The sequence below is a fragment of the Kitasatospora sp. NPDC034533 genome (assembly GCF_055575155.1).
Genome location: NZ_JBVITE010000027.1, coordinates 71,608 through 92,956 on the forward strand (window position 1 = coordinate 71,608; position 21,349 = coordinate 92,956).

16 protein-coding genes are annotated in these 21,349 nt (G+C 73.7%); 8 read left to right on the plus strand and 8 right to left on the minus strand.

What is annotated here, in order from left to right:
- Positions 1–239 precede the first annotated feature (239 nt).
- The 5 genes from ACZ55U_RS20160 to gcvPA form a co-directional block, all read right to left on the minus strand.
- Positions 240–893 (minus strand): GntR family transcriptional regulator, encoded by a 654-nt coding sequence (locus tag ACZ55U_RS20160; protein ID WP_465527500.1) that lies wholly within the window; start codon positions 891–893, stop codon positions 240–242.
- A 158-nt stretch (positions 894–1,051) separates the two neighbouring features.
- Positions 1,052–1,798 carry an SDR family NAD(P)-dependent oxidoreductase gene (locus tag ACZ55U_RS20165; protein ID WP_465527501.1) on the minus strand — a complete coding sequence of 249 codons (747 nt, stop codon included), beginning with the start codon at positions 1,796–1,798 and terminating at the stop codon, positions 1,052–1,054.
- Between the two features lie 19 nt (positions 1,799–1,817).
- Positions 1,818–3,029 carry an ATP-NAD kinase family protein gene (locus tag ACZ55U_RS20170; protein ID WP_465527502.1) on the minus strand — a complete coding sequence of 404 codons (1,212 nt, stop codon included), beginning with the start codon at positions 3,027–3,029 and terminating at the stop codon, positions 1,818–1,820.
- Complete coding sequence (gene gcvPB / locus ACZ55U_RS20175) at positions 3,026–4,612, minus strand: aminomethyl-transferring glycine dehydrogenase subunit GcvPB (RefSeq protein WP_465527503.1); 1,587 nt, start codon at positions 4,610–4,612, stop codon at positions 3,026–3,028. The genes ACZ55U_RS20170 and gcvPB overlap by 4 nt, the downstream gene beginning before the upstream one ends.
- Positions 4,609–5,967: an aminomethyl-transferring glycine dehydrogenase subunit GcvPA gene (gene gcvPA / locus ACZ55U_RS20180; protein ID WP_465527504.1), complete on the minus strand. Its 1,359-nt coding sequence runs from the start codon at positions 5,965–5,967 to the stop codon at positions 4,609–4,611. Before gcvPA ends, gcvPB begins: the two co-directional genes overlap by 4 nt.
- A 159-nt stretch (positions 5,968–6,126) precedes the next feature.
- Here gcvPA and ACZ55U_RS20185 point away from each other — a divergent pair, with 159 nt between their 5' ends.
- From ACZ55U_RS20185 to ACZ55U_RS20210, 6 genes are read left to right on the plus strand one after another with little or no spacing between them, the layout of a single operon-like run.
- Positions 6,127–7,455 (plus strand): ABC transporter substrate-binding protein, encoded by a 1,329-nt coding sequence (locus ACZ55U_RS20185; protein WP_465527505.1) that lies wholly within the window; start codon positions 6,127–6,129, stop codon positions 7,453–7,455.
- A gap of 10 nt (positions 7,456–7,465) precedes the next feature.
- On the plus strand, positions 7,466–8,407 hold the full coding sequence (locus ACZ55U_RS20190) for a carbohydrate ABC transporter permease (RefSeq protein WP_465527506.1): 942 nt from the start codon (positions 7,466–7,468) through the stop codon (positions 8,405–8,407).
- Positions 8,404–9,276, plus strand: coding sequence for a carbohydrate ABC transporter permease (locus ACZ55U_RS20195; protein WP_465527507.1), 873 nt, complete (start codon positions 8,404–8,406; stop codon positions 9,274–9,276). Before ACZ55U_RS20190 ends, ACZ55U_RS20195 begins: the two co-directional genes overlap by 4 nt.
- Positions 9,273–11,387, plus strand: a complete 2,115-nt coding sequence (locus ACZ55U_RS20200) for a beta-galactosidase (RefSeq protein WP_465527508.1) — start codon at positions 9,273–9,275, stop codon at positions 11,385–11,387. The genes ACZ55U_RS20195 and ACZ55U_RS20200 overlap by 4 nt, the downstream gene beginning before the upstream one ends.
- Positions 11,384–13,594 (plus strand): MGH1-like glycoside hydrolase domain-containing protein, encoded by a 2,211-nt coding sequence (locus tag ACZ55U_RS20205; RefSeq protein WP_465527509.1) that lies wholly within the window; start codon positions 11,384–11,386, stop codon positions 13,592–13,594. The genes ACZ55U_RS20200 and ACZ55U_RS20205 overlap by 4 nt, the downstream gene beginning before the upstream one ends.
- Before the next feature lie 42 nt (positions 13,595–13,636).
- Positions 13,637–14,347 carry a ribonuclease H family protein gene (locus ACZ55U_RS20210; RefSeq protein ID WP_465527510.1) on the plus strand — a complete coding sequence of 237 codons (711 nt, stop codon included), beginning with the start codon at positions 13,637–13,639 and terminating at the stop codon, positions 14,345–14,347.
- A 179-nt stretch (positions 14,348–14,526) separates the two neighbouring features.
- Here ACZ55U_RS20210 and ACZ55U_RS20215 read toward each other — a convergent pair whose 3' ends face one another.
- The gene (locus ACZ55U_RS20215) at positions 14,527–15,819 is read right to left on the minus strand and encodes a hypothetical protein (protein ID WP_465527511.1); all 1,293 of its coding nucleotides are present in this window, start codon (positions 15,817–15,819) and stop codon (positions 14,527–14,529) included.
- 337 nt (positions 15,820–16,156) lie between these two features.
- Positions 16,157–17,389 (minus strand): GNAT family N-acetyltransferase, encoded by a 1,233-nt coding sequence (locus ACZ55U_RS20220; RefSeq protein WP_465527512.1) that lies wholly within the window; start codon positions 17,387–17,389, stop codon positions 16,157–16,159.
- A 262-nt stretch (positions 17,390–17,651) separates the two neighbouring features.
- Here ACZ55U_RS20220 and sph point away from each other — a divergent pair, with 262 nt between their 5' ends.
- A complete protein-coding gene (sph, locus tag ACZ55U_RS20225; RefSeq protein ID WP_465527513.1) occupies positions 17,652–18,629 on the plus strand; it encodes a sphingomyelin phosphodiesterase in 978 nt (325 codons plus the stop codon).
- A gap of 152 nt (positions 18,630–18,781) precedes the next feature.
- On the plus strand, positions 18,782–19,585 hold the full coding sequence (locus ACZ55U_RS20230; protein WP_465527514.1) for a thioesterase family protein: 804 nt from the start codon (positions 18,782–18,784) through the stop codon (positions 19,583–19,585).
- 73 nt (positions 19,586–19,658) lie between these two features.
- Here ACZ55U_RS20230 and ACZ55U_RS20235 read toward each other — a convergent pair whose 3' ends face one another.
- The gene (locus tag ACZ55U_RS20235; protein ID WP_465527515.1) at positions 19,659–20,978 is read right to left on the minus strand and encodes a radical SAM protein; all 1,320 of its coding nucleotides are present in this window, start codon (positions 20,976–20,978) and stop codon (positions 19,659–19,661) included.
- Positions 20,979–21,349 lie beyond the last annotated feature (371 nt).

The window sequence follows — 21,349 nt, forward strand, 5'->3', positions numbered from 1 at the left end:
GATGTTGCAGAGTCCCGTCATTGCCGCCAAGGGCTCCGCCGGGCGAGGGCGGGGCGTGAACGACGCACCCAGCCTGACCATCTGGTCGTGATCCCGGTGTTCCCCGGGGTGAACGCGCTGGACGTGACCGGGCCGGCCGAGATCCTCGCGCTGGCCGGACGGCTGCTGCCGCCGGGTCGTCGTCGAGCTGCTCGACTGACGGCGGGACGCGGCCGGGAGGGCGGCCGGGACGGGCCGGGTCAGCGGGCGGCGACGGGGGGCAGCCGGTCCAGGATGCGGTCCATGCCGCTGGTCCAGTTGGCCTCCAGCGCGGCGACGGCCCGGTCGAGGTCGCCGTCCAGCAGGCACTGGGCGATCCGTTCGTGCTCCTCGGCGGCGCGTTCCAGGATCTCGTGGTCACCGACGACCACCCGCTCGTAGCGGTGCAGGGTGAGTTTCAGAGAGTCGATCATGTCGCGCAGCCGGGTGTTGGCGCAGCCGGAGAGCAGCAGCGCGTGCCAGGCGTCGTCGTAGCGCTCGATCGTGCCGTGCGGCGCCTGCGGGGCGGAGAAGGCGCGGGCCTCGGCGAGCAGCCGGGGGGCGATCTCGGCGAGGTGCGCCGGATCGGAGGTGCGCAGCGCCAGCGACTCCAGGGCGATGACGATCGCGGTGAGGTCGCGGAACTCCTGTTTGCCGGTGGGGGCGAAGCGGAATCCCTTGCCGCGTTCGCTGGTGATGATCCCCTCGCGCTCCAGGCTGATCAGGGCCTCGCGCAGCGGGGTGCGGCTGACGCCCAGTTCCTCGGCGAGCTGGACCTCGTTGATCGACTCGCCGGGGGTGAACCGGCCGCGGCCGAGCTGCTCCAGGAGTTCGTCCTTCACCTGCTCGCGCAGCGGACGCCGCTCGATCGCCATCGGGCTTCCCTTCTTCCTCGGTCGGTAGCGTACCGGCCGGGCGACCGGCCCCCCACGGTCGGTCGCCTCGGCCGGTCGTCCTCGGCTGGCCGCCTCGGCCGGTCGTCCTGCCTCGGTCGCCCGGGCCGGCGGCCTCGGCCGTCGACAGCCCTGCCGCGTCAGGCGGTTCCGGCCCCGTCCACGGCGATGACCGCACCGCTGACGAAGGCGGCGGCGTCGCTGGCAAGGAAGGCGACGGTCTGGGCGACGTCCCGGGGCCGGCCGATCCGGCCGAGCGGGCGGTCGGCGGCGTCGGTGTAGAACGCGGCCGGGTCCTCGCCGAGTTGGCGTGCCTCCTCGGCGAGCATGCCGGTGTCGGTGTCGCCCGGGCAGACGCAGTTGACCCGGATGTTGTCAGAGCCGTGGTCGATGGCCATGGCCCGGGTCATGTTGACCACGGCGCCCTTGGAGGCGCAGTAGGAGATGGCCCGGCCGCCGCCCTTGATGCCCCAGCCGGAGCCGGTGTTGACGATGCTGCCGCCGCCGTTCGCGGCCATCAGCGGTACCACCAGTCCGCTCAGCAGCATGATCGAGCGGACGTTGACGGCCATCACCAGGTCCCAGTCCTCGTCGCTGATCTCGGTGACGGTGGAGCGGCGGATGATGCCCGCGTTGTTGAACAGCACGTCCACGCCGCCGAGTTGCCCGACGGTGGCGCGCACCGCCCGCTCGCAGTCGGAGCGTTGGGAGACGTCGCAGCGCAGGAAGGTGCCGCCGGTCTCCTTGGCGGCCTGTTCGCCGCGTTCTCCGTCGATGTCCAGGAGCATGACGGCGGCGCCGAGTTCGGCGAGCAGGGCGGCGGTGGCCCGGCCGATGCCGGAGGCGGCGCCGGTGACGATCGCGCGCTTGCCGTGCAGGTCGATCATGGGGGAGCTCCTCTACAGGTCAGGCGGAGAGGCGGTAGACGGCGCCGGAGCGGCGGCCGGTGATCACCCGGACGTGCCCGGCGAGGGCGTCGTCCAGGGCGGGGTCGCCGGTGTCCAGGAGCAGTGGACGGCCGGCCAGGGCGGCGAGTTTGGCCTCGGTGGCGAGCACCAGCAGCCGCTCCCGGCCCGCGGCGCGCAGCAGTTCGGGGGTGAGCTGCTGGTTGCCGCGGCCGAGCAGGAAGCCCTGGCCGCCGATGGGGGAGAGGGCGATGAAGGGGGCGGCGGACAGGGTGCGCAGCTGGTCGGCCCGGGCGTCGCGGATCAGGACCCGGGCGGCGGTGGCGAGACCGTCGGTGCGGTCCGGGCCGAGGGCGTCCCCGGGACCGAGCCGCAGCAGGTCGACCCCGGTCAGGCTGGCGCCCGGTGCGCCGAGGGCGGTGGCCACCGCGTAGGTGGTGCTGCCGGGCCCGAGGATCAGCAGCCCGCCGGGGCCGACCCGCTCGGCGACCTCGGCGGCGATGCCGGCCGGTGCCCCCGGGGCGGGGCCGGAGCTGCCCGTCTTGCGCTGCTGCACCCGGGCGGGCAGCACCGGGACGGTCAGCCGCCCGTACAGCCGGGCGGAGACCAGGCCGGCCCGCAGCGCGGCCTCGTCCCGGTCCACCACCTCGGCGGCCTCCAGGCGCACCCCGCGGCCGGCCGCCCAGGCGGTGGCGACCTCGGCGGCGGCCCGGGGGTGGACGGCGAAGACGGCCGAGTGCATCTTGACCCCGGCCGGGATGCCGAGCACCGGCAGGCGCGGCTCGGGCCCGAGCGCGTCGAGCACGTCGCGGGCGGTGCCGTCGCCGCCGCAGAACAGCAGCAGGCCGGCGCCGGCCGCGGCCAGGGCACGCACCGCCGCGCGGGTGTCGGCGGCGGTGGTGGCCGCTCCCGAGGGCCGGTGCACCACCCGTGCGGGGCGTCCGGCCGCCCGTGCCGCCGTGGCCCCCATCGGGCCGTCGACGGTGACCAGATCGATGGAATCCGGGAGGTGACTGATCGTCAGGGCGGCTCGCTCGACGGACCGGGGGCGGGCCCCGAGCACCAGGGCCCGGCGCTGGACCTCCGCTCCGTCGCTGCCCTGGAGGCCCACCGGGCCGCCGAGGCCGGCGACCGGGTTGACCAGGAGGCCGATCCGGGGTCCGGTGCCGGCCCGGTCCGGGCGGTGGCGGCCGCCCGTCGGCGCGGACGTCACGGCTGCTCGCCGAGGACCTTGCGGCGGTAGGCGCGCCAGCTGACGGACCAGAGCGCCGGATCGTCCAGCGGCTCGTGCCGGATCCGGTGCACGGTGGAGCGGTGCGGGGCGGTGCGCACGGTCTGCGGGTCCTCGTACGCCTCGCGGGCGACCTCAGCCAGGATCGCCGCGTACTCGTCCAGGTCGGCCCGGGAGTAGGACTCGGTGGGCTCCAGGGTCATCGGCTCGGGGACGACGTGGGGGTGGTGGCTGGTCCAGTAGTGGGTGCCGAAGTCGGCGGCGCGGTAGCCGAGGTCCTCGCTGTGCAGCCCGGTGTCCTCGGCGAGCCGCTGCCAGCTGTAGCGGACCTGCTCGACCCGGGGGCGCCCCTCGGCGTACGGGACGCTGACGCCGCGGATCCCCCGTACCCGGTGCAGCAGGTAGTTGTTGTTGAGCACGGCGGTCTCGGCGACCTCGCGCAGCCCCTCGGCGCCCAGGGACATGATCCAGGCGTAGGCGCGCACCAGGTTGGGCACCACGCCCAGGTACGGGCGGATCTTGCCGACCGAGTCCGGCCGGTCGTCGTCCAGGCGGTACCGCTCGCCGTCGAACTCCACGGTGGGGCGCGGCAGGTAGGGCGCCAGCTCGGCGGTGACGCCGCAGGCGCCGGCCGCCGGGCCGCCGCAGGCGTGCGGGGTGGAGAAGGTCTTGTGCAGGTTGAAGTGGCACAGGTCGAAGCCCGCCTCGCGGGCCCGGGTGATGCCGAGGATGCCGTTGGCGTTCGCCTGGTCGTAGGCGCACAGGCCGCCGGCCTCGTGGACGATCCGGACGAACTCGGCGATCCGGGGGTTGTAGATGCCGGTGTCCTCGGGGTTGGTGATGAGCAGCGCGGCGGTGCGCGGGCCGGCGGCGGCGCGCAGCGCCTCGATGTCGGGGTAGCCGTCGGCGTCGGGGTGCAGGGTGATCACCCGGAAGCCGGCGGTCTTGGCGCAGGCGGCGTTGGAGGGGTGGGAGAAGGCGGTGGTGATGACCTCGTCGCGCCGGTCGAGTCCGCCGCGGGCGGCGTGGAAGGCGCGGATCACCGAGACGTTGGTCCAGATCGCGGCGGAGCCCGCGCCGGGCTGGAGGCTGACCCGGTCCATGCCGGAGATCTCCTGGAGCAACTGCTCCAGCCGGTACACGAGTTCGAGCACCCCTTGGACCGTCGACGGGTCCTGCGCCGGGTGCAGGGCGGCGATCCGGGGGTCGCGGACGAAGGCGTCGTTGACCTTGGGACTGTACTTCATGGTGCAGGTGCCCTGGCCGACGTCCACGTTGAGGTCGGCGCCGAGGTTCTCCTGGGAGAGCCGCAGGTAGTGCCGGAGCACCTGTTGCTGGCCCAGCTCGGGCAGGGCGGGCGGCGCGCCGCGGCGCAGCGCGGCCGGCAGCCGCTCGGCCGGGTCGCCGACGGCGGCGGTGACGGCGGCCTCGGGCAGCGGGGGCAGCACGCCCCGCTCGCCGGGCGTGCCCAGCTCGAAGACGAGCTTCTCGTCCCAGCGGGCCTGGTGGAAGCGGCGCAGGGCGGGCTTGGGGGCGATGCGCGGATCGGTCGGGCTGTCGGTCACTTGGCGATCTCCTCAAGCGCGTCGGCGAGGCGGTCGATGTCGGCCCGGGTGTGCAGCTCGGTCACGCAGTAGCGGCCCTCGTCGGCCGCGGCCGGGGTGCCGCCGTGCAGGCCGAGCGCGAGCAGGGCGGCGGCGACCTCGGCCGCGGTGCGGGCGCCGGTGTAGCGGACGGTGAAGTCGGCGAAGTGCACGGCCTCGGGCTCGGCCAGTTCCACCCCGGGGACGCGGGCCAGGCGCTGCCGGGCGTAGGCGGTGTTGGCGAGGATCGTCGTGCCGATCTCGCGCATGCCGTGCGGGCCCATCAGGGCGAGGTAGACCCCGGCGGCGATGCCGTGCAGGGCGGCGGCGGTGCCGACCCACTCCTTGCCCTCCTCGCGCAGGGCGAAGGAGGTGCGCTCGTACGCGACGTCGCCGAAGCCGTACTCGCCGGGGACGTCGGTGGGGGCCAGGCCGAAGAGCCGGCTCGGGTACTCGGCGACGAGTCGTTCGTCGTCCCGGCTGCCGATGAATCCGGCGTTCCCGCCGCCGAAGCTCGGGTGGATGCCGAGCGGCTGGAGGTCGCCGCAGGTGAGGTCGGCGCCGAGTTCGGCGGGCGGGGTGAGCACGCCGAGGCTCATCGGGTTGACGTGCACGACCGCCAACGCCCCGGCCTCGTGAGCGAGTTCGACGTACTGCGGCAGCTCCACCGCCACCCGGCCGGTGTGGTCGGTCAGTTGGGCGTAGACGGCGGCCGCGCCGCCCTCGGCGAGCGCGGCGCGGACGGCGGCGGGCTCGGCCGGGACGGTCACCAGGTCGTGGACGCCCCGGACGTAGTCCCGGATGCGGGAGAGCCGGTCCGGGTCGATCTCCCCGACCAGCACCAGCCGGCGCCGCCCGGTGACCCGGCCGGCCATCCGCAGCGCCGTCGCGGCGGCCTGGAACCCGTCGTACGTCGGCACGTTGACGACCTCGACGGCCAGCAGCTCGGCCATCAGCGACTGGTACTCCCACAGCGCCTGGAAGCGGCCGTGGTCCTCGTACGGCTCGCCCGCGTAGGCGGTGAGGAACTCGCTGCGGTTCACGATCTCGTCCACCACGGCGGGCACGTGGTGGCGGTAGCAGCCGGCGCCGAGGAAGCTGCGGCCCGGCGGCACGACGGTGTTGCGGGAGAGCAGTTCCTCCAGGTGGGCGACCAGCCGGGCCTCGGAGTCGAGCGGTTCGGGCAGCCGCAGCGGGCGGTCCAGGCGCAGGTCCGCCGGGATGTCGGCGTAGAACTCCTCGACGCTCCGGGCGTCGACCGCCTCCAGCATCGAAGTCCTCACCTGAGGAGCGGAGTTGGGGATGTACGGATGGGATCGGGGGACGCGTGGGCTCATGCCGGCACCTTCCGCGATTTCCGTCACAAACCTTGACGGGGTTGTGAATGCTGAGTTCTGTATACAGCATTCGGCATTCACCAGTCGGGAGGCAAGATGTCCGCAGAAACCCGGCACCGAAGTCACCCTCAACCACCCGGTGATCCAAGCCGGTTGACCATGACGACATCCCGTCGCCGGATCCTCTCGGCCGGCCTCGCGGGCGGCGCGCTGCTGCTGGCCGGAGCCACCGGCTGCGCCACCGGCGGCACCGCGTCGAGCGACGCCAGACAGCTCGCCCGCGACCCGGGCGCCACCCTCTCCGGCAAGGTCACCATCTGGTCCTGGGACGTCGCCGCCAAGGCCATGCAGCGGCTCGGCAAGGACTTCGAGCAGGCCCACCCCGGCACCACCGTCGAGGTGGTGGACATCGGCTACGACAACGCCTACGACAAGATCACCGTCGGGCTCGGCGCCGGCACCGGACTGCCCGACGTCCTCACCGTCGAGGGCCACAGGCTGTCCAGCTACATCGGCAACTTCCCCAACGCCCTGGTCGACCTCACCAGCCGCGCGGCGAACCTCAAGTCCCAGTACGCCGAGGCATCCTGGCGCACCGTGATGGACGCCCGGGGGAAGGTCTTCGGCCTGCCCTGGGACAGCGGGCCCTGCGCCCTGTTCTACCGGCGCGACCACTTCCGGCAGGCCGGCATCGACCCGGAGGGCCTCGCCACCTGGGACGACTACGTCACCGCCGGCACCGCCCTCAAGGCCGCCACCGGCAGGAAGCTGCTCATCCTGGACTCCAGACAGGACACCTTCTTCTCCCAACTGCTCCAGCAGCAGGGCCAGAGCTGGTTCGTCGACGGCAAGGTGGCCGTCGCCACCCCGGCCGCCGAACGCGCCCTCACCCTGCTGAAGCGACTCGTCGACCACGACCTGGTGGACTTCGAGAGCGGCTGGGACGGCCTGGTCTCCGGAACCCACGACGGCAAGGCCGCCACCACACCCATCGCCGCCTGGTGGGACGGCACCCTCACCGCCGAAATGGCCGATCTCGGCGGCAAGTTCGGCGTCGTCCCGCTGCCCGCCTTCACCCCCGGCGGCACCCGCACCTCCAACAATGGCGGCTCCACCCTGTGCGTCACCGCGCAGAGCCGCAACCCGGAGACGGCCTGGGCCTTCCTCTCCTTCCTGCTCGCCGACAAGGCCAACCAGGCCTCGATGATGCGGCACGAAGGGCTCTTCCCCGCCTACCTCCCGGCCCTGGACGACCCGTACTTCCAGCAGCCCGCCCCGTACTACGACGGCCAGCAGGCCATGCGGCTGTTCGCGGAACTCGTCCGCACCATCCCCACCGTCGAGCGCACCGCCGACGACTCCAAGGCCGGCGACATCGTCACCACCGCCGTCAACCAGGTGCTGCACAACGGCGCCGATCCGGGCACCGTCCTGCGCTCCGCGGCCCGCCAGATCGCCGCCGCCACCGGCCGCCAGACGGTCGGGTAGGGGCGGGCCGATGACCAGCCCTCCCGTCTCCCCGAGCAAGCCGCGAGCCCCCCGAGAGCCGGCGGCCGAAGCCGCGACCGCCCGCCGCCGGCGCTCCCCACGCACCGCCGCCTGGCTGTTCGCCGGGCCCACCACCGTCCTCTTCGTCGCCTTCTTCGCCTACCCGCTCGGCGCCAGCCTCTACCAGAGCTTCACCGCCCGCCGCGACGGCGCCGACGTCTGGGTCGGCCTGGACCAGTACCGCCGGATGCTCGACGACCCGGCCTTCCTGCACTCCCTGGTCAACACCGCACTGATCCTCGCCGTCCAGGTGCCCGTGATGATCGGGCTCGCGCTGGTCCTGGCCGTCCTGCTCGACCAGTCCTGGCTGCGCCTGCGGGCCGGCTGGCGCGCCGTGTACTTCCTGCCCGCGGTCACCACCCTGGTCGCCTACGCCGTGGTCTTCCAGGTCCTGCTGCGCACCGACGGCGGCCTCGCCAACCAGTTCCTCCAGGCACTCGGCCTCGGCCCGGTCGACTGGCTCGACTCGCCCACCTGGGCCCGCATCTCGCTGATCGCGTCCGTCACCTGGCGGTGGACCGGCTACAACGCCGTCATCCTGCTCGCCGGACTGCACGCGATCGGCCGCGACCAGTACGAGGCCGCCGCCCTCGACGGTGCCGGCACCCGGCGCACCTACACCGGCGTCATCCTGCCGCAACTGCGCCCGGTGGTGCTGTTCTGCGTCATCACCTCCACCATCGGCACCCTGCAACTCTTCGACGAGAACTACGTGCTGACCCGCGGCGGCCCCGGCGACGCGACGCTCACCCCGGTGGTCTACCTCTACAAGGTCGGCTTCCAGCAGCTCGACTTCGGCTACGCGGCCGCCATCGCCTGGGTGGTCGTGCTGATCATCGCGGCGGTCTCGCTGCTCCAGTTCCGGCTCTACGGAAGGGAACGCCGCCGATGAGCCGCGCTCCGGCGGAACACCCCTCCGCCCGCCCCGGCCGCACGCCCCTGCCCGCCCGGCTCGGCCGCCTCGCCGTCCTCGCCGTGCTCACCCTCGGCGCCGTCGCCAGCCTGGTGCCCTTCGCCTGGATGCTGATCGCCGGCACCCACAGCAGCTCCCAGCTGTTCCACTCCCCACCGCCGTTCCTGCCCGGCGGCGACCTGCTGCGCAACCTGGCGCACCTCCAGGAGACCATCGGCTTCGGCCGGGTCCTGCTCAACAGCCTCGGGATCGCCGTCGTCTACACCGCGCTCAGCTCGCTGCTGTCCGCGATGTGCGGCTACGGGCTCGCCAAGTACCGCTTCCGCGGCCGCGGACTGCTGCTCGGCCTCGTGCTGGCCACCTTGATGATCCCGCTCCAGGTGCTGCTGGTCCCGCTGTTCCAGATGATGGCCAGCCTCGGCTGGATCGACAGCTACCAGGCCGTGATCGTGCCCTTCCTGGCCAACTCCTTCGGCATCCTGCTGATGCGCCAGGGCTTCCTGGACTTCCCCGACGAACTGCTGGAGTCGGCCCGGATCGACGGCTCCGGCGAGCTGCGCACCTTCTACCGGGTCGTCCTGCCGTGCGTACGGCCGCAGTTGGGCGCGCTGGTGATCTTCACCTTCATGGGCCAGTGGAACAGCTTCATCTGGCCGCTGCTGATGCTCGACACCCAGGACAGGTACACCGTACCGGTGGCACTCAACACGCTGACCGGGCTCACCCACGTCGACTACTCCGGCCTGATGCTCGGCTCCTTCCTGGCCACGCTCCCGCTGATGGTGCTGTTCCTGCTCTTCCAGCGGCAGTTCGTGGCGGGCCTGCTGGGCGGAGCACTGAAGGGATGACCATGGACCGCCTCACCCGGGTGCCCGGCCTGCTGTACGGCGGGGACTGGAACCCCGAGCAGTGGCCCGAAGAGGTGTGGGCCGAGGACGTGAAGCTGATGGCCGAGGCCGGGGTCAACCTGGTCACCGTCGGCGTCTTCTCCTGGGCCCGCATCCAACCGGACGCGCACCACTGGGACTTCGGCTGGCTGGACCGGCTGCTCGACCTCGTCCACCGGCACGGCATCGCCGTCGACCTGGCCACCGCCACCGCCTCGCCACCCGCCTGGCTGGTCCGCGCCCACCCCGGACTGCTGCCCGTCACCGCCGACGGGATCCGGCTGGAGTTCGGCTCGCGCCAGCACTACTGCCCCTCCTCGCCCGCCTACCGGCAGGCCGCCGTCCGGCTCACCCGCGCGCTCGCCGAACGCTACCGCCACCACCCGGCGCTCGCCCTGTGGCACATCCACAACGAGTACGGCGACCACGTCCAGGAGTGCTTCTGCCCCGCCTCGGCCGCCGACTTCCGCCGCTGGCTGCGCGAACGGCACGGCACCGTCGAGGAGTTGAACCGTTCCTGGGGCACCGCCTTCTGGTCACAGCACTACAACTCCTTCGCCGAGATCGAGCCGCCGCGCACCGCGCCCGGCCCGGTCAACCCGACCCAGCTGCTGGACTGGCGCCGGTTCTGCTCGGACGCGCTGCTCGCCCTGCACCGCGCCGAGAAGGCCGTCCTGGACGAGGTCTCGCCGGGCGTCCCGGTCACCACCAACTTCATGTCGATGCTCAAGGCCCTCGACTACTGGGAGTGGAGCCGGCACGAGGACCTCGTCTCCGACGACGCCTACCCCGACCCGGCCGACCCGCGCGCCCGCGTCCACGCCGCGCTGAACTACGACCTGATGCGCTCGCTCAAGGGCGGCCGCCCCTGGCTGCTGATGGAACAGGCCCCCTCCGCGGTCAGCTGGCGCCCGGTCAACGTGCCCAAGCCCCCCGACCTCCACCGCCTCTGGTCGCTCCAGGCGCTGGCCCGGGGCGCGGACGGCGTGCTCCACTTCCAGTGGCGCGCCTCGGCGGCCGGCGCCGAGAAGTTCCACAGCGCGATGCTCCCGCACCGGGGCACCGCCGCGCGCGGCTGGCGGCAGACCGTCCGCCTCGGCGCCGAACTGCGCCGCCTCGGAGAGATCGCCGGCAGCCGGCTGCGCGGGCAGGCCGCCGTGCTGCTCGACTGGGACAGCTGGTGGGCGCTGGAGCTGGACGACCACCCCTCCGCCCGGATGCGCTGGCTCGACCTGCTCCGCCCCTGGTACGCGGCGCTGTACGAGCGCGGCATCACCGTGGACTTCCTCCCGCCCACCGCCGAACCCGACGGCTACCCGCTGCTGCTCGCCCCCAACCTCTACCTGCTCGACACCGCCACCGCCGAGCGGCTCACCGACTACGTCCGGGCCGGCGGCCGGCTGGTCTGCGGCCCGTTCAGCGGCATCGCCGACCGGCACGACCACATCCACCCCGGCGGCCACCCGGGCCCGCTGCGCCGACTGCTCGGAATCGTGGTGGACGAGCACTGGCCGATCCCGGACGGCACGACCACCGCCGTACGGTTGGACGGGAACGCGGACAACGCCGAGCCCGACGGCAGCGAACAGGAGCGCCCCGGACAGGAGTGCCCCGAGCCGGACGGTCCCGTACGGCACGGCACCGAGCTGCACGCCGAGCACTGGAGCGAATGGATCGAGACCGAGGGCGCCGAGCCCCTCGCCCACTACGCCTCCGGCCCGCTCACCGGCCTGCCCGCCGTCACCCGCCACCGCTACGGCGCCGGCAGCGCCTGGTACCTGAGCTGCCACCTCGGCGCCGACGTCGGCCGGGTGCTCGACCTGCCGCTCGCCGAAGCCGGGCTGAGCGCCGAGCCGCCCGGCCTGCCGGCGGGCGTCGAGGCCACCCGCCGGCACGCCGCCGACGGCACCTGCTATCTCTTCCTGCTCAACCACGGCCGGGAGGAGCGCCGGGTGCCGCTGCGCACGCCCGGCACCGACCTGCTCACCGGCACCCCCACCGGTGACGCCCTCACCCTCGCGCCGCTCGGCGCCGCCGTCCTCCGACTCCCCGCCGCCCAGGAGCGCGCATGAACCCGCTGACCCGCCGCCGCTTCCTGGCCGGCTCCACCGCTCTCGCCGCGGCCGGCACCCTCGCCGCCCCGACCGGCGCCCACGCGGACCCCGGCGCCGCTCCGGACCCGGGCGCCGCCCACGACGGCTACGCCGCCGACGACCGCCATGCCTCCGATGACCACCGCTACGCCGACGTCCTCGACCTCCACGGCACCCCCGCCCAGGCCTACCCCGGCGACGCCCACGGCCACAACCCGATCACCGTCTTCGCCGACCTCGGCGCCTGGCACGCCTACGCCCTGCCCCGCCCCGGCGACCGGCCCGGCGGCTTCACCGGCCCGCTGTACCTCGCCCAGGAGTACCCCTGGTGGCTCAGCGACGGCCTCAGCCGCCTCCAGCTCACCGAACGGGGCCGCCCCCTGGACCTCACCGCCGGCGCACCCCCGCGCGCCACCTCACTGCCCGGCCTGCTGCGCCTCACCCACGACCTCGGCGCCGGCCTCGCCCTCACCCTGGAACTGCGCTTCGTCGGAGACCGCACCGCCCTGCTGCGGGCCCGGCTCGCCAACACCGGCCCGGCCGTACGGACCCTGGCCGTCGCCTGGGCCGGCCGGCTGCTGCGCCCCGCCACCGGCCCGCAGCACGCGGCACCCCGGCTGCTCGCCGCCGAACGCGGCGTTCAGGTGCGCTTCGCGAAGGTCCGGCAGACCTGGGACTACCTCACCGACGGCACCGAGCGCTTCGCCGTCCGCCACGGCCACCCCGTCCGGGTCGTCCTCGACGCGGACGGCGACGGCCACCGCACCGAACTCACCGAACCGGTGCGGCTGGCACCGGGGGAGAGCCGCGGCCTGGACTGGACCGAGAGCTACACCTTCACCGAGGCCGAGTACGCCCGTGCCGCCGAAGACGCCGACGCCGCGCTGCGCGCCCCCGACCGGGCGGCGGCCCGGGGCGCCGCCCGCTGGGCCGGGTACCTGACCCGGGCCACCGAGGGCGTCCCGGCCGCCCGCCGCCGCACCGCCGTCAAGTGCGTGCAGACCCTGGTCACCAACTGGCGCAGCCCCGCCGGGCGGATCCGGCACGACGCCGTCACCCCCACCCTCTCCTACAAGTGGTTCAGCGGGGTCTGGGCCTGGGACACCTGGAAACAGGCCGTCGGCACCGCCGCCTTCGCGCCCGGCCTGGCCGCCGACCAGATCCGGGCGGTGTTCGACCACCAGCTCCCCGCTGGCTCACCGGACGCCGGCATGGTCCCCGACTGCGTCTTCTACAACGACCCGAGCACCGGCGGCGGCAACTGGAACGAGCGCAACTCCAAGCCTCCGCTGGCCTCCTGGGCGGTCTGGGAGGTCTACCGGCGAGGCGGCGACCGCGCCTTCCTGCGCGAGCTGCTGCCCAAACTGGCCGCCTACCAGGACTGGTGGTACCGCACCCGGGACCACCTCGGCGAGGGCCTGTGCGAGTACGGCGCCACCCCGGACCCGGCCAACGCGACCCCGCAGGACTGCCGGGAGGCGGCGGCCTGGGAGTCCGGCATGGACAACGCCCCGCGCTTCGACGCCGCCTCCGTCGTGCCCAACCGGGACGCGAACGGCACCCTGCTCGGCTGGTCGCTCGACCAGCGCTCGGTCGACCTCAACGCCTACCTCGCCGCCGACCACCGCCACCTGGCGCTGATCGCCGCGGAACTGGGCGACCGGCCCACCGCCGAGCGGCTGCGCGCCCGTGCCGAACGGATCGACGCCGCCGTGCGCGACACCATGTACGAGCCGGCCACCGGCTGGTTCCACGACACCGACCTGGCCACCGGAGCCCGGCTCACCGCCCGTGGCCGCGGCATCGAGGGCGCGATCCCGCTCTGGTCGGGCACCGCCACCGCCGCCCAGGCCCGCACCGTCCGCCGGTTGCTGCTCGACCCCGCGGAGTTCGGCACGCCCCTGCCCTTCCCGACGGTGGCCCGCAGCTCGCCGTCCTTCGACCCGGCCGGCTACTGGCGCGGCCTGGCCTGGCTCGACCAGACCTACTTCGCCGTCGAGGGCCTGCGCCGGTACGGCTGGGAGCAGGACGCCCGGCGGACGGTGGAGCGCCTGCTGGCCGGCGCCGCCGGCCTGGCCGGGGACGGCCCGGTGCGGGAGAACTACGACCCGCTGACCGGCGAGGGACGCAACGCGACCAACTTCAGCTGGTCGGCCGCGCTGCTGCTACCGCTGCTACGCCACTGAGCGGCTTTGGCTCCGGGCCGTCCGACCAGGCATGATCGGGGCATGGTCGAACGAGTCATTGCAGCGTGTGACGGAGCAGCCAAGGGCAACCCCGGCCCGGCGGGCTGGGCCTACGTGGTCGCGGACGCCGCCGGGGTGCCCCAGCGCTGGCAGGCGGGCGCCCTCGGGCACAGCACCAACAACGTGGGCGAGCTGACGGCGCTGCGGCAGCTGCTGGCCTCGACGGACCCGGCGGTGCCGCTGGAGGTGCGGCTGGACAGCACCTACACCCGCGACTCGGTGACCAAGTGGCTGAAGGGCTGGAAGCGCAACGGCTGGAAGACGGCGGCCGGCAAGCCGGTGGCCAACCAGGAGCTGATCCAGGCGATCGACGCCCTGCTGGAGGGCCGGGACGTCATCTTCGTCTACGTGCCGGCCCACCAGGTGGACGGCGATCCGCTGAACGCCATCGCCGACAAGGCCGCCAGCGACGCCGCCCGTACCCAGCAGGACGCCTCCGGCACCGCCGCCGACCTGCCGGTGCCCGACCCGGCCGCCGCCTCGAAGGCCCCGAAGGCACGCGGCCCCCGGGCCACCGGCGCCGCCGCCGGTGGCACCACCGGCGGCACGGCCAAGCGCACCGGCACCTCCCGCACCCTGAACGCCCGCTTCCCGGGCACCTGCCCGTGCAGCCGCCCGTACGGCAAGGGCGACAAGATCACCAAGGTCGGCGGCTCCTGGGGCCACCCGGAGTGCGCCGCCGCCCACGCCTGAGCGGTCGGGGCCCGCGCGCCGGACAGGCGGGCGGGCCGCCCACCCGGCGGGCCGCCGGACGGAGAATCCGGTCGGAAACCCGTGTCCGTCGCCCCCGACCGTCGACCCGTGACCGGGAACACGCGACCGGCCGACCGCGCTGGTGCGGTCGGCCGGTCGCGGTCGGACCGTCGTCACACTCACGCGGGGGCGGGGGAGGACTTCCGAGCGATGAGCTTGATGTCCTCGAAGCCCAGGCCGGCGTCGTTGTAGGTGCGCGCCAGGTCCTCGGCGACACCCAGCCCGGCCAGCTCCTTGAGCTGGGCGTCGGTCAGCGGCTCGCCGTCCAGCAGGCCGCCCAGGTCCTCGTCGTCGGAGCCGCCCCCGGCGCCCGCGGCGGCGAGGCCGCCCACGGCGCCCAGCAGCTGGTCCCCGGTCAGCTTGAGCGCGTCACCCGGGGCCTGGACGTTGGGGGCCGACTGGTTGAAGGCGAGCTTCACCGGGAACTCGACGCCCGGCTCGACCTTGTCGGCCAGCTGGGCGAGGTCGAAGGTGGCGGAGGAGAAGGCGCCGTTCTTCAGGTAGAGGTCCACGCCGATCCTGCGGTCCGGCACGTCGCTCGGGGCCTGGTCCGGGAACCCGCCGAGCTGCTTGGGGAACTTGCCGGCCAGCGGCTTGACGGCCTTGTACATCTCGTCCACCAGCTGCCGGGCCGGGGCGCTCACCCAGAGGTGCTCGGCGCCGTCCTTCTTGCCCTTGTCCTCGAACGTGACGGTGCGGCCGAGCACGTCCTTGATCGAGTTCAGGATCTGGCCGCCGAACTCCGGGTCCACGGTGGGCGCGGCGCCCGGGGCGCCCTTCTTGCCGTCGGACTCCTTCGCCTGGTCCGCCAGCGCCTGGAGGTCGAAGGAAACCCACTTGCCGGACAGCACGTCCCCGAGCGGCTTCATCTCGCCCGTCAGGTTCGAGCGGATGTCGTCCACCGAGGACGGGTCCTCGCCGACCAGCTTGAGCAGGCCCTTGGCGTCGACGTGCAGGTACCCCTGGGCGTCGACCTGGCGGTACTCCATCAGCGCGGTGCCGGCGTGGTCGGAGACGAGGTAGGAGAGGCGCACCGACTTGTCGAGCGTCAGGTCGGTGTTCCGGCCGCCCTCGCCGCCCTTGCCGGCGCTCTTGAAGGCCTCGACCTCCTTCAGCGGCTTGTCGGCGGAGACCGAGACGGAGACGGAGAGGCCGGAGAGCGACTTGGCGGTCTGCTCGTCCATCTCCCCGCTGCCGCGCCGGGCGGAGCCGACCAGGCCGCTGCCGCTCTTGGGTCCGCCGGCGCCGGCGAAGGCGGCGATCTGCTGGGGGGTGGCCTCGATGGAGAAGGTGAAGCCGGCGGACTTGCCGTCACCGACCTTGTCGAAGGCCTTGGACACCTTCTGCGCGGCGGACAGCTGCTCGACGGTGCCGCAGGCGGCGAGGCCGGTGGCGAGCACGGACGCGGTCACGGCGACGGGCACCGCCCCGCGGGCGGCCTTGCGGATGGTGGTGTTGATGGTGCGTCTCCCCTGTTGATCGGGCGCGCTCGGTGAAGCGGGCCGGTCCCTCTCCTGCGACGCCCAACGTCACAGTGCCTGCACATGCGATCACATTATCGTCGGCACGTCGCACGAATTTTTGGCCGGGGCTTTAACAATCGGGTCAAGGCGCCGGGAGCGGGGCCCTGCGGCCCGCGCGGTGTGGCCCCGAACCATGCGTACCGGCACGATCCGCTCCGGCGAGGGCCGGTGCGGACACCCACCGAACACGGCCCGTCCGGGCGGCGGAGCCGCCGCGCGGCCGCCGTCATGGCAGGTAGTACGTCAGCAGGTCGGCCGTCAGCGGCGGGAACAGCGCCCGGTACGGCTCCTCCTCGCCGCGGACGTACACGTCCGGCCGGAGCCCGGCGAGCCCCTCGATCCCGTACGGGCCGAAGAGCAGCGCCGCGAGCTGGTCCGGCGCCACGCTCACGCCGCCGGCCTGGTCCGGGCGCTGCATCGTGCCGCCCGTGACGACCTCCCCGGCCTCGCCCAGCGGTATCCGGTAGTGCGCGCGGTAGGTGGACAACAGCAGTTCGCGGTCGGCGAGGTCCAGGCCGGCGGCGGTGAGCCGCTCCCGGAACAGCGGGCGCAGCCGGTCGAGCAGCACGGCCGGATCGGGGACGCGGACGTAGTACTGCTCCGCCTCGGCGCGGGGCGTGCGGTCCAGCGACTCGTGCCAGACGGTGGCCGGCAGGGTGCCGGGCCGGTCGACCACGTGCAGCCGTGCCTCGGGCGCCAGCGCGGCCACCCCGGCCAGCAGGTCGCGTGCCGCCCGCTCGTCGGTGGCGGCCGCCTCGGCGAGGTGGAACTCGCCGTCGTCCACCGGCGTGGTGCGGCCCACCGCCACCACCTCGCCGGCGCGCTCGACGACCCGCAGCGTGGAGGCGTCGTGTGCCAGCAGCCAGCGCCAGCGGGCGCGCGAGTGGCCCATCGCGACGTCGAAGCCGCGCTGCGCGCGCTCCTGGAGTGCGGCCAGGAAGGGCAGGTCCGCCGCCCTGGCGGTGCGCAGCGCGGACGCGTCCCCGCCGGGCGGAGGGGTGAGCACCGGCCGCGAGACCGGGATGTCGATCGCGTACTCGTAGCCGAACAGCCGGTAGAAGTACGGGATTCCGATCATCACCTGGAGGACGTGCCCGCGTGCGGCGGAGCGCGCGTGCGCCCACCGCATCAGCGCCCGGACGAGGCCGCGGCCCTCGTACTCCTCGTCGGTGGCGACGAGTTCGACCTGTCCGGCCGGCAACCGGACGCCGCCGAGGCGCAGTTCCTCGTCCAGCAGGGTGGCCGTGGAGACCACCCGGTCTCCGTCGACCACCACCGCGCAGGCGGACCAGCCGGCGTCCGGGTCCTGGACGACCAGGCGGTGGTCGAGCGCGTCCTCCGGTACGCCGCGCTCGGCGAGCAGTGCACCGATCCGCTCCAGGTCCGCAGGCCGGGACTCGCGCAGCAGCAGACCGCCGGGCAGTGGCAGAGGCAGGGCGAACGGTTCGTCAACGGTCATTCCCGGACCCTCGCACCGGCGGCTTCCCCTTGTCCACGGGGTTTTGCCGCACCGGCAAAACAGGAGTGAGTGCCAGTGCCCCCCCGGAGCGCGATCCGCCACCGGGACCAGGTCGGTGACGGTTCGTCATGTACTCGGCTAGGTTGTTACCGGCGAGTTCACCCAATGCTCGCCCGTTGTCCGGCCGGCCGTGCCGCCGGCCAAGTTGGATACACAACATCCCTCGACCCGACGGGTCCACGACACGCCCACCGGAGCCCAGATGCCCCTGTCGTCCGTTCGCCGCGCCCTCGCCGCCGGCGCCGCCGCCACCGTCCTCGCCGTGCTCGGCGCCGCCCCGGCCTCGGCCGAGAGCGCCCCGGCGACCGCGCCCCCGCTGGACGTGCTGACGTACAACACGTTCCTGATGAGCACCAACCTCTACCCCAACTGGGGCCAGCAGTACCGGGCGCAGGCGATAGCCTCGGCCGACTTCTTCCAGGGCCACGACGTGGTCGTACTGGAGGAGGCCTTCGACAACTCGGCCTCCGACGCGCTGGTCGCCAAGGCCTCGGCCGCCTACCCGTACCACACGCCGGTGGTCGGCCGCTCCACCGGCGGCTGGGACGCCACCTCCGGCAGCTACAGCTCCGCCACCCCGGAGGACGGCGGCGTCACCCTGCTCAGCAGGTGGCCGATCCTGCGCAAGGAGCAGTACGTCTACAAGGACGCGTGCGGCTCGGACTGGTTCTCCAACAAGGGCTTCGTCTACGCGGTGCTGGACGTCAACGGCCGCCGCACCCACGTGGTCGGCACCCACCTCCAGTCCACCGACTCGGGCTGCGCGAGCGGCCAGGCGGCGGACATCCGGGCCAAGCAGCTCACCGCGATGCGCGGCTTCCTGGACGCCAAGCGGATCCCGGCCGACGAGCCGGTCCTGCTCGCGGGCGACCTCAACATCGACTCGCACGGCTCCGAGTACCAGGCGCTGCTGGCCAACGGCAACCTCGCCCCGGCCTTGGCCCGCACCGGCTGGCCGTACTCGTTCGACACCGCCGACAACTCCGTCGCCGCCTACCGCTACCCGGGCGACCCCAAGGAGGACCTGGACTACGTCCTCTACCGGGCCGACCACGCCCGCCCGCAGCAGTACACCAACGAGGTGCTCCGGGTGCACAGCGCGCCGTGGACGGTGAGCAGTTGGGGCAAGAGCTACACGTACACCGACCTGTCCGACCACTACCCGCTGGCCGCGCACTGACGGTCCGGGCGCTCCGGCGGTGTGGGATGCGTCACCCGTGACGCCCCGCGGGCGGTTCGGCCCCTTACGATCCTGAACGCCGAGGTCGGGCGCCGTCGCACCACGGCGGCGCCCGCGCGGCAGCCAGTGATCCGGCCCGAGGAGAAGCGCACGTGACCACCCCCACCGCCGCGCCCGACAGCTACTACCAGCGCACCGGCGAGCACAGCTACAAGCCCACCGTCCACGCGCAGGGCGCCTGGCACCCCGACGAGCAGCACTTCAGCCCGCTCGGCGGCCTGATCGTGCACGCCATCGACCGCTACCGGGCCGGCCGCCCCGCCGACGGCCTGGCGCTGGCCCGGATCAGCTACGACATACTCGGCCTGATCGCCCTCGACGAGTGCGAGATCACGGTGGAGACCGTCCGCCCCGGGCGCACCATCGAGCTGATCGAGGCCACCGTGGCGATCGGCGGGCGCGCCGTGGTGCGGGCCCGCGCCTGGTTCCTCGCCGAACTGGACACCACCGCCGTCGCCGGCACCCATGACGAGGCGCTGCCGGCCCCGGAGGAGTTCGAGCCCTGGACGATGGGCGGGGTGTGGGGCGGCGGCTACATCGCCTCGATCGACGTCCGCCGCCGGTCGAGCGCCCCGGGCCGGGCCGCCGCCTGGATCTCCAGCCCGGCGGAGCTGGTCGCGGGGGAGCCCAGCGGCCCGCACGCCTCCTTCGTCATGCTGGTGGACACCGCCAACGGCATCGCCGTGCGGCAGGACCCCACCGAGTGGATGTTCCCCAACACGGACCTGACGATCCACTTCCACCGCCGGCCCGAGGGCCGCTGGACCGGCCTGGACACCAGCGTCAGCTTCGGCCCGGCCGGGCACGGCATCACCAGCACCGTGCTGCACGACCTCCACGGCCCGGTCGGCCGGGCGGAGCAGATCCTCACCGTCCGCCCGCTGAGCGGGAGCTGACGCGGCCCGCTGAACGCGAGCTGACGCGGCCCGGTGGTGCGGGCGCCGCGGCCCGCACCACTGGGGTGTGCCCTCAGCCGGGCAGCGAGTCCATGAAGGAGCTCACCGAGAAGACGGCGTTGCCCGGGCCGGCCGGGCCGTAGCCGGGCGGGGAGGAGAGGCCGAACTCCTCCAGGGTCGCCCGGTAGGTCCGCAGCAGCCGGATGTGGTACTCCAGCGGCGCGCCCTGGGGGTTGGCCTTGCCGAGCGGGGTGGTGGGTTCGGGGCACCAGGTGGTGAAGCGCGGGACGACGCCGTGCGACATGAAGAAGCGCAGGCCCTCCTCGGTGGAGGCGATCGCCTCGTCCACCGTGGTGAAGCCGAAGGGCTCGGCCATCTCCACGCCCGCGACGAAGTTGGGGATCACGTTCTGGGGCCCGAACACCTCGGTGGAGTCGAGGATCCGGCGGTGCCACTCGTCGCGGCCGACGTAGCGCTCCTTGCCGGGGCAGTAGAGCTCGAACAGCCGCTTGTCCCACACCTCGAAGTTGGGGTGGTAGATCCGCACGCCGTAGTCGTGGAAGCGCTGGACGTCCTCGCGCGGCAGCGCCTGGGCGACCACCTTGCCGATCCATCGGCCGGGGAAGCGCTCCTCGATGGCCTTGGCGTACTGCCCGTAGAAGTCGGCCTCGTCCCGGCCGCCCACGTGCGAGGTGATCGCGCCGCCGGTGAGGGTGTACGCCTGGGAGGCGCGGGCGGTGTCGTGCCGGTCGATCAGCGCCAGCGCCTCCAGCACCTCCTCGACCGGCTTGACCCCGGTGTACGGGCGGCCGGCGGCCTTGTGCTGGCGCCAGTTGTGGTTGATGTCGCAGTACTGGCACTCCTCCTTGGCGCCGAAGTACTGGCAGACCCGGAACACCGTGAGGTAGATCAGGTAGCCCCACTGGATGGTCGGGGCGACCTCCATCACCGACTTCCCGTTGGCCAGGGTGTGCCGGTAGTAGTCCGGCATCGGCGGCAGGCCGACGTCGGCGATCCGCGTGCCGTCCAGGTAGAGGCCGAGCGTGCCGTCCTCCCCGGCGCCGACCCGGTACGGCGAGTCCGGGTTCACCCGCACCGACACCACCGTGCGGCGCAGCCCGTACGGCCCGCCGGTCAGCACGACCTCCTCCGGCGGCCGGTTGAGCGCGGCGGCGCCCAGCTCGGGCAGCGTGCGGTGGTCGAAGGAGAAGATGAAGTACGACTTCGGCTTGACCTCGCCGCCCCCGTCGGCGCTGCCGCTGAGCGCGGACTCGTCGAAGGCCATGCCGCCGCGCAGCAGGTCCTCCTTGATCACCGCCTCCCGGGGCACGTCGGGATAGCGCTCCATGAGCTCCTCGACGAGCGCGGTGCGGTTGCGGGCCTGGCTCTCCATGCGCGGTCTTCCTTCCTGGCCCCGCTTCCTCACGGCGCCCCGCCCATTCTGGTCCCCCTTACGCGCCCGGGCGTGCGCCGGTGCCGCCGGGGAAGATCGACTCGTCCATGGTGGGGGCCGTGGCGGGCCCGCGCCTCGGCCCGTGGTCCCGGGGGAGCAGGGGCTCCGGACGTAGGTCCGGGAGGGCGCGCTCCCGTTTCGCGGTCGAACGGCCTGGGCCGCGAGCGGTGCGGCCCGGTGCGGCCCGGTGCGGTCCGGGCGGTCCGGTCGGGACACGGGGGTGTTCGCCGGGTTGACGCGTGCGGCGGCCGGCCGGGGCGGGCGGGCTCGCCGACGGGGCGCACAGGCGCTGGGCGGACGGATGCACGACA

Excerpts from the sequence above, each read along its gene's own strand:
- ACZ55U_RS20160 (WP_465527500.1), bottom strand. The coding sequence starts at position 893 with ATGGCGATCGAGCGGCGTCCGCTGCGCGAGCAGGTGAAGGACGAACTC.
- ACZ55U_RS20165 (WP_465527501.1), bottom strand. The coding sequence starts at position 1,798 with ATGATCGACCTGCACGGCAAGCGCGCGATCGTCACCGGCGCCGCCTCC.
- gcvPA (WP_465527504.1), bottom strand. The coding sequence starts at position 5,967 with ATGAGCCCACGCGTCCCCCGATCCCATCCGTACATCCCCAACTCCGCT.
- ACZ55U_RS20185 (WP_465527505.1), top strand. The coding sequence starts at position 6,127 with ATGACGACATCCCGTCGCCGGATCCTCTCGGCCGGCCTCGCGGGCGGC.
- ACZ55U_RS20190 (WP_465527506.1), top strand. The coding sequence starts at position 7,466 with ATGACCAGCCCTCCCGTCTCCCCGAGCAAGCCGCGAGCCCCCCGAGAG.
- ACZ55U_RS20195 (WP_465527507.1), top strand. The coding sequence starts at position 8,404 with ATGAGCCGCGCTCCGGCGGAACACCCCTCCGCCCGCCCCGGCCGCACG.
- ACZ55U_RS20200 (WP_465527508.1), top strand. The coding sequence starts at position 9,273 with ATGACCATGGACCGCCTCACCCGGGTGCCCGGCCTGCTGTACGGCGGG.
- ACZ55U_RS20205 (WP_465527509.1), top strand. The coding sequence starts at position 11,384 with ATGAACCCGCTGACCCGCCGCCGCTTCCTGGCCGGCTCCACCGCTCTC.
- ACZ55U_RS20210 (WP_465527510.1), top strand. The coding sequence starts at position 13,637 with ATGGTCGAACGAGTCATTGCAGCGTGTGACGGAGCAGCCAAGGGCAAC.
- ACZ55U_RS20220 (WP_465527512.1), bottom strand. The coding sequence starts at position 17,389 with ATGACCGTTGACGAACCGTTCGCCCTGCCTCTGCCACTGCCCGGCGGT.
- sph (WP_465527513.1), top strand. The coding sequence starts at position 17,652 with ATGCCCCTGTCGTCCGTTCGCCGCGCCCTCGCCGCCGGCGCCGCCGCC.
- ACZ55U_RS20235 (WP_465527515.1), bottom strand. The coding sequence starts at position 20,978 with ATGGAGAGCCAGGCCCGCAACCGCACCGCGCTCGTCGAGGAGCTCATG.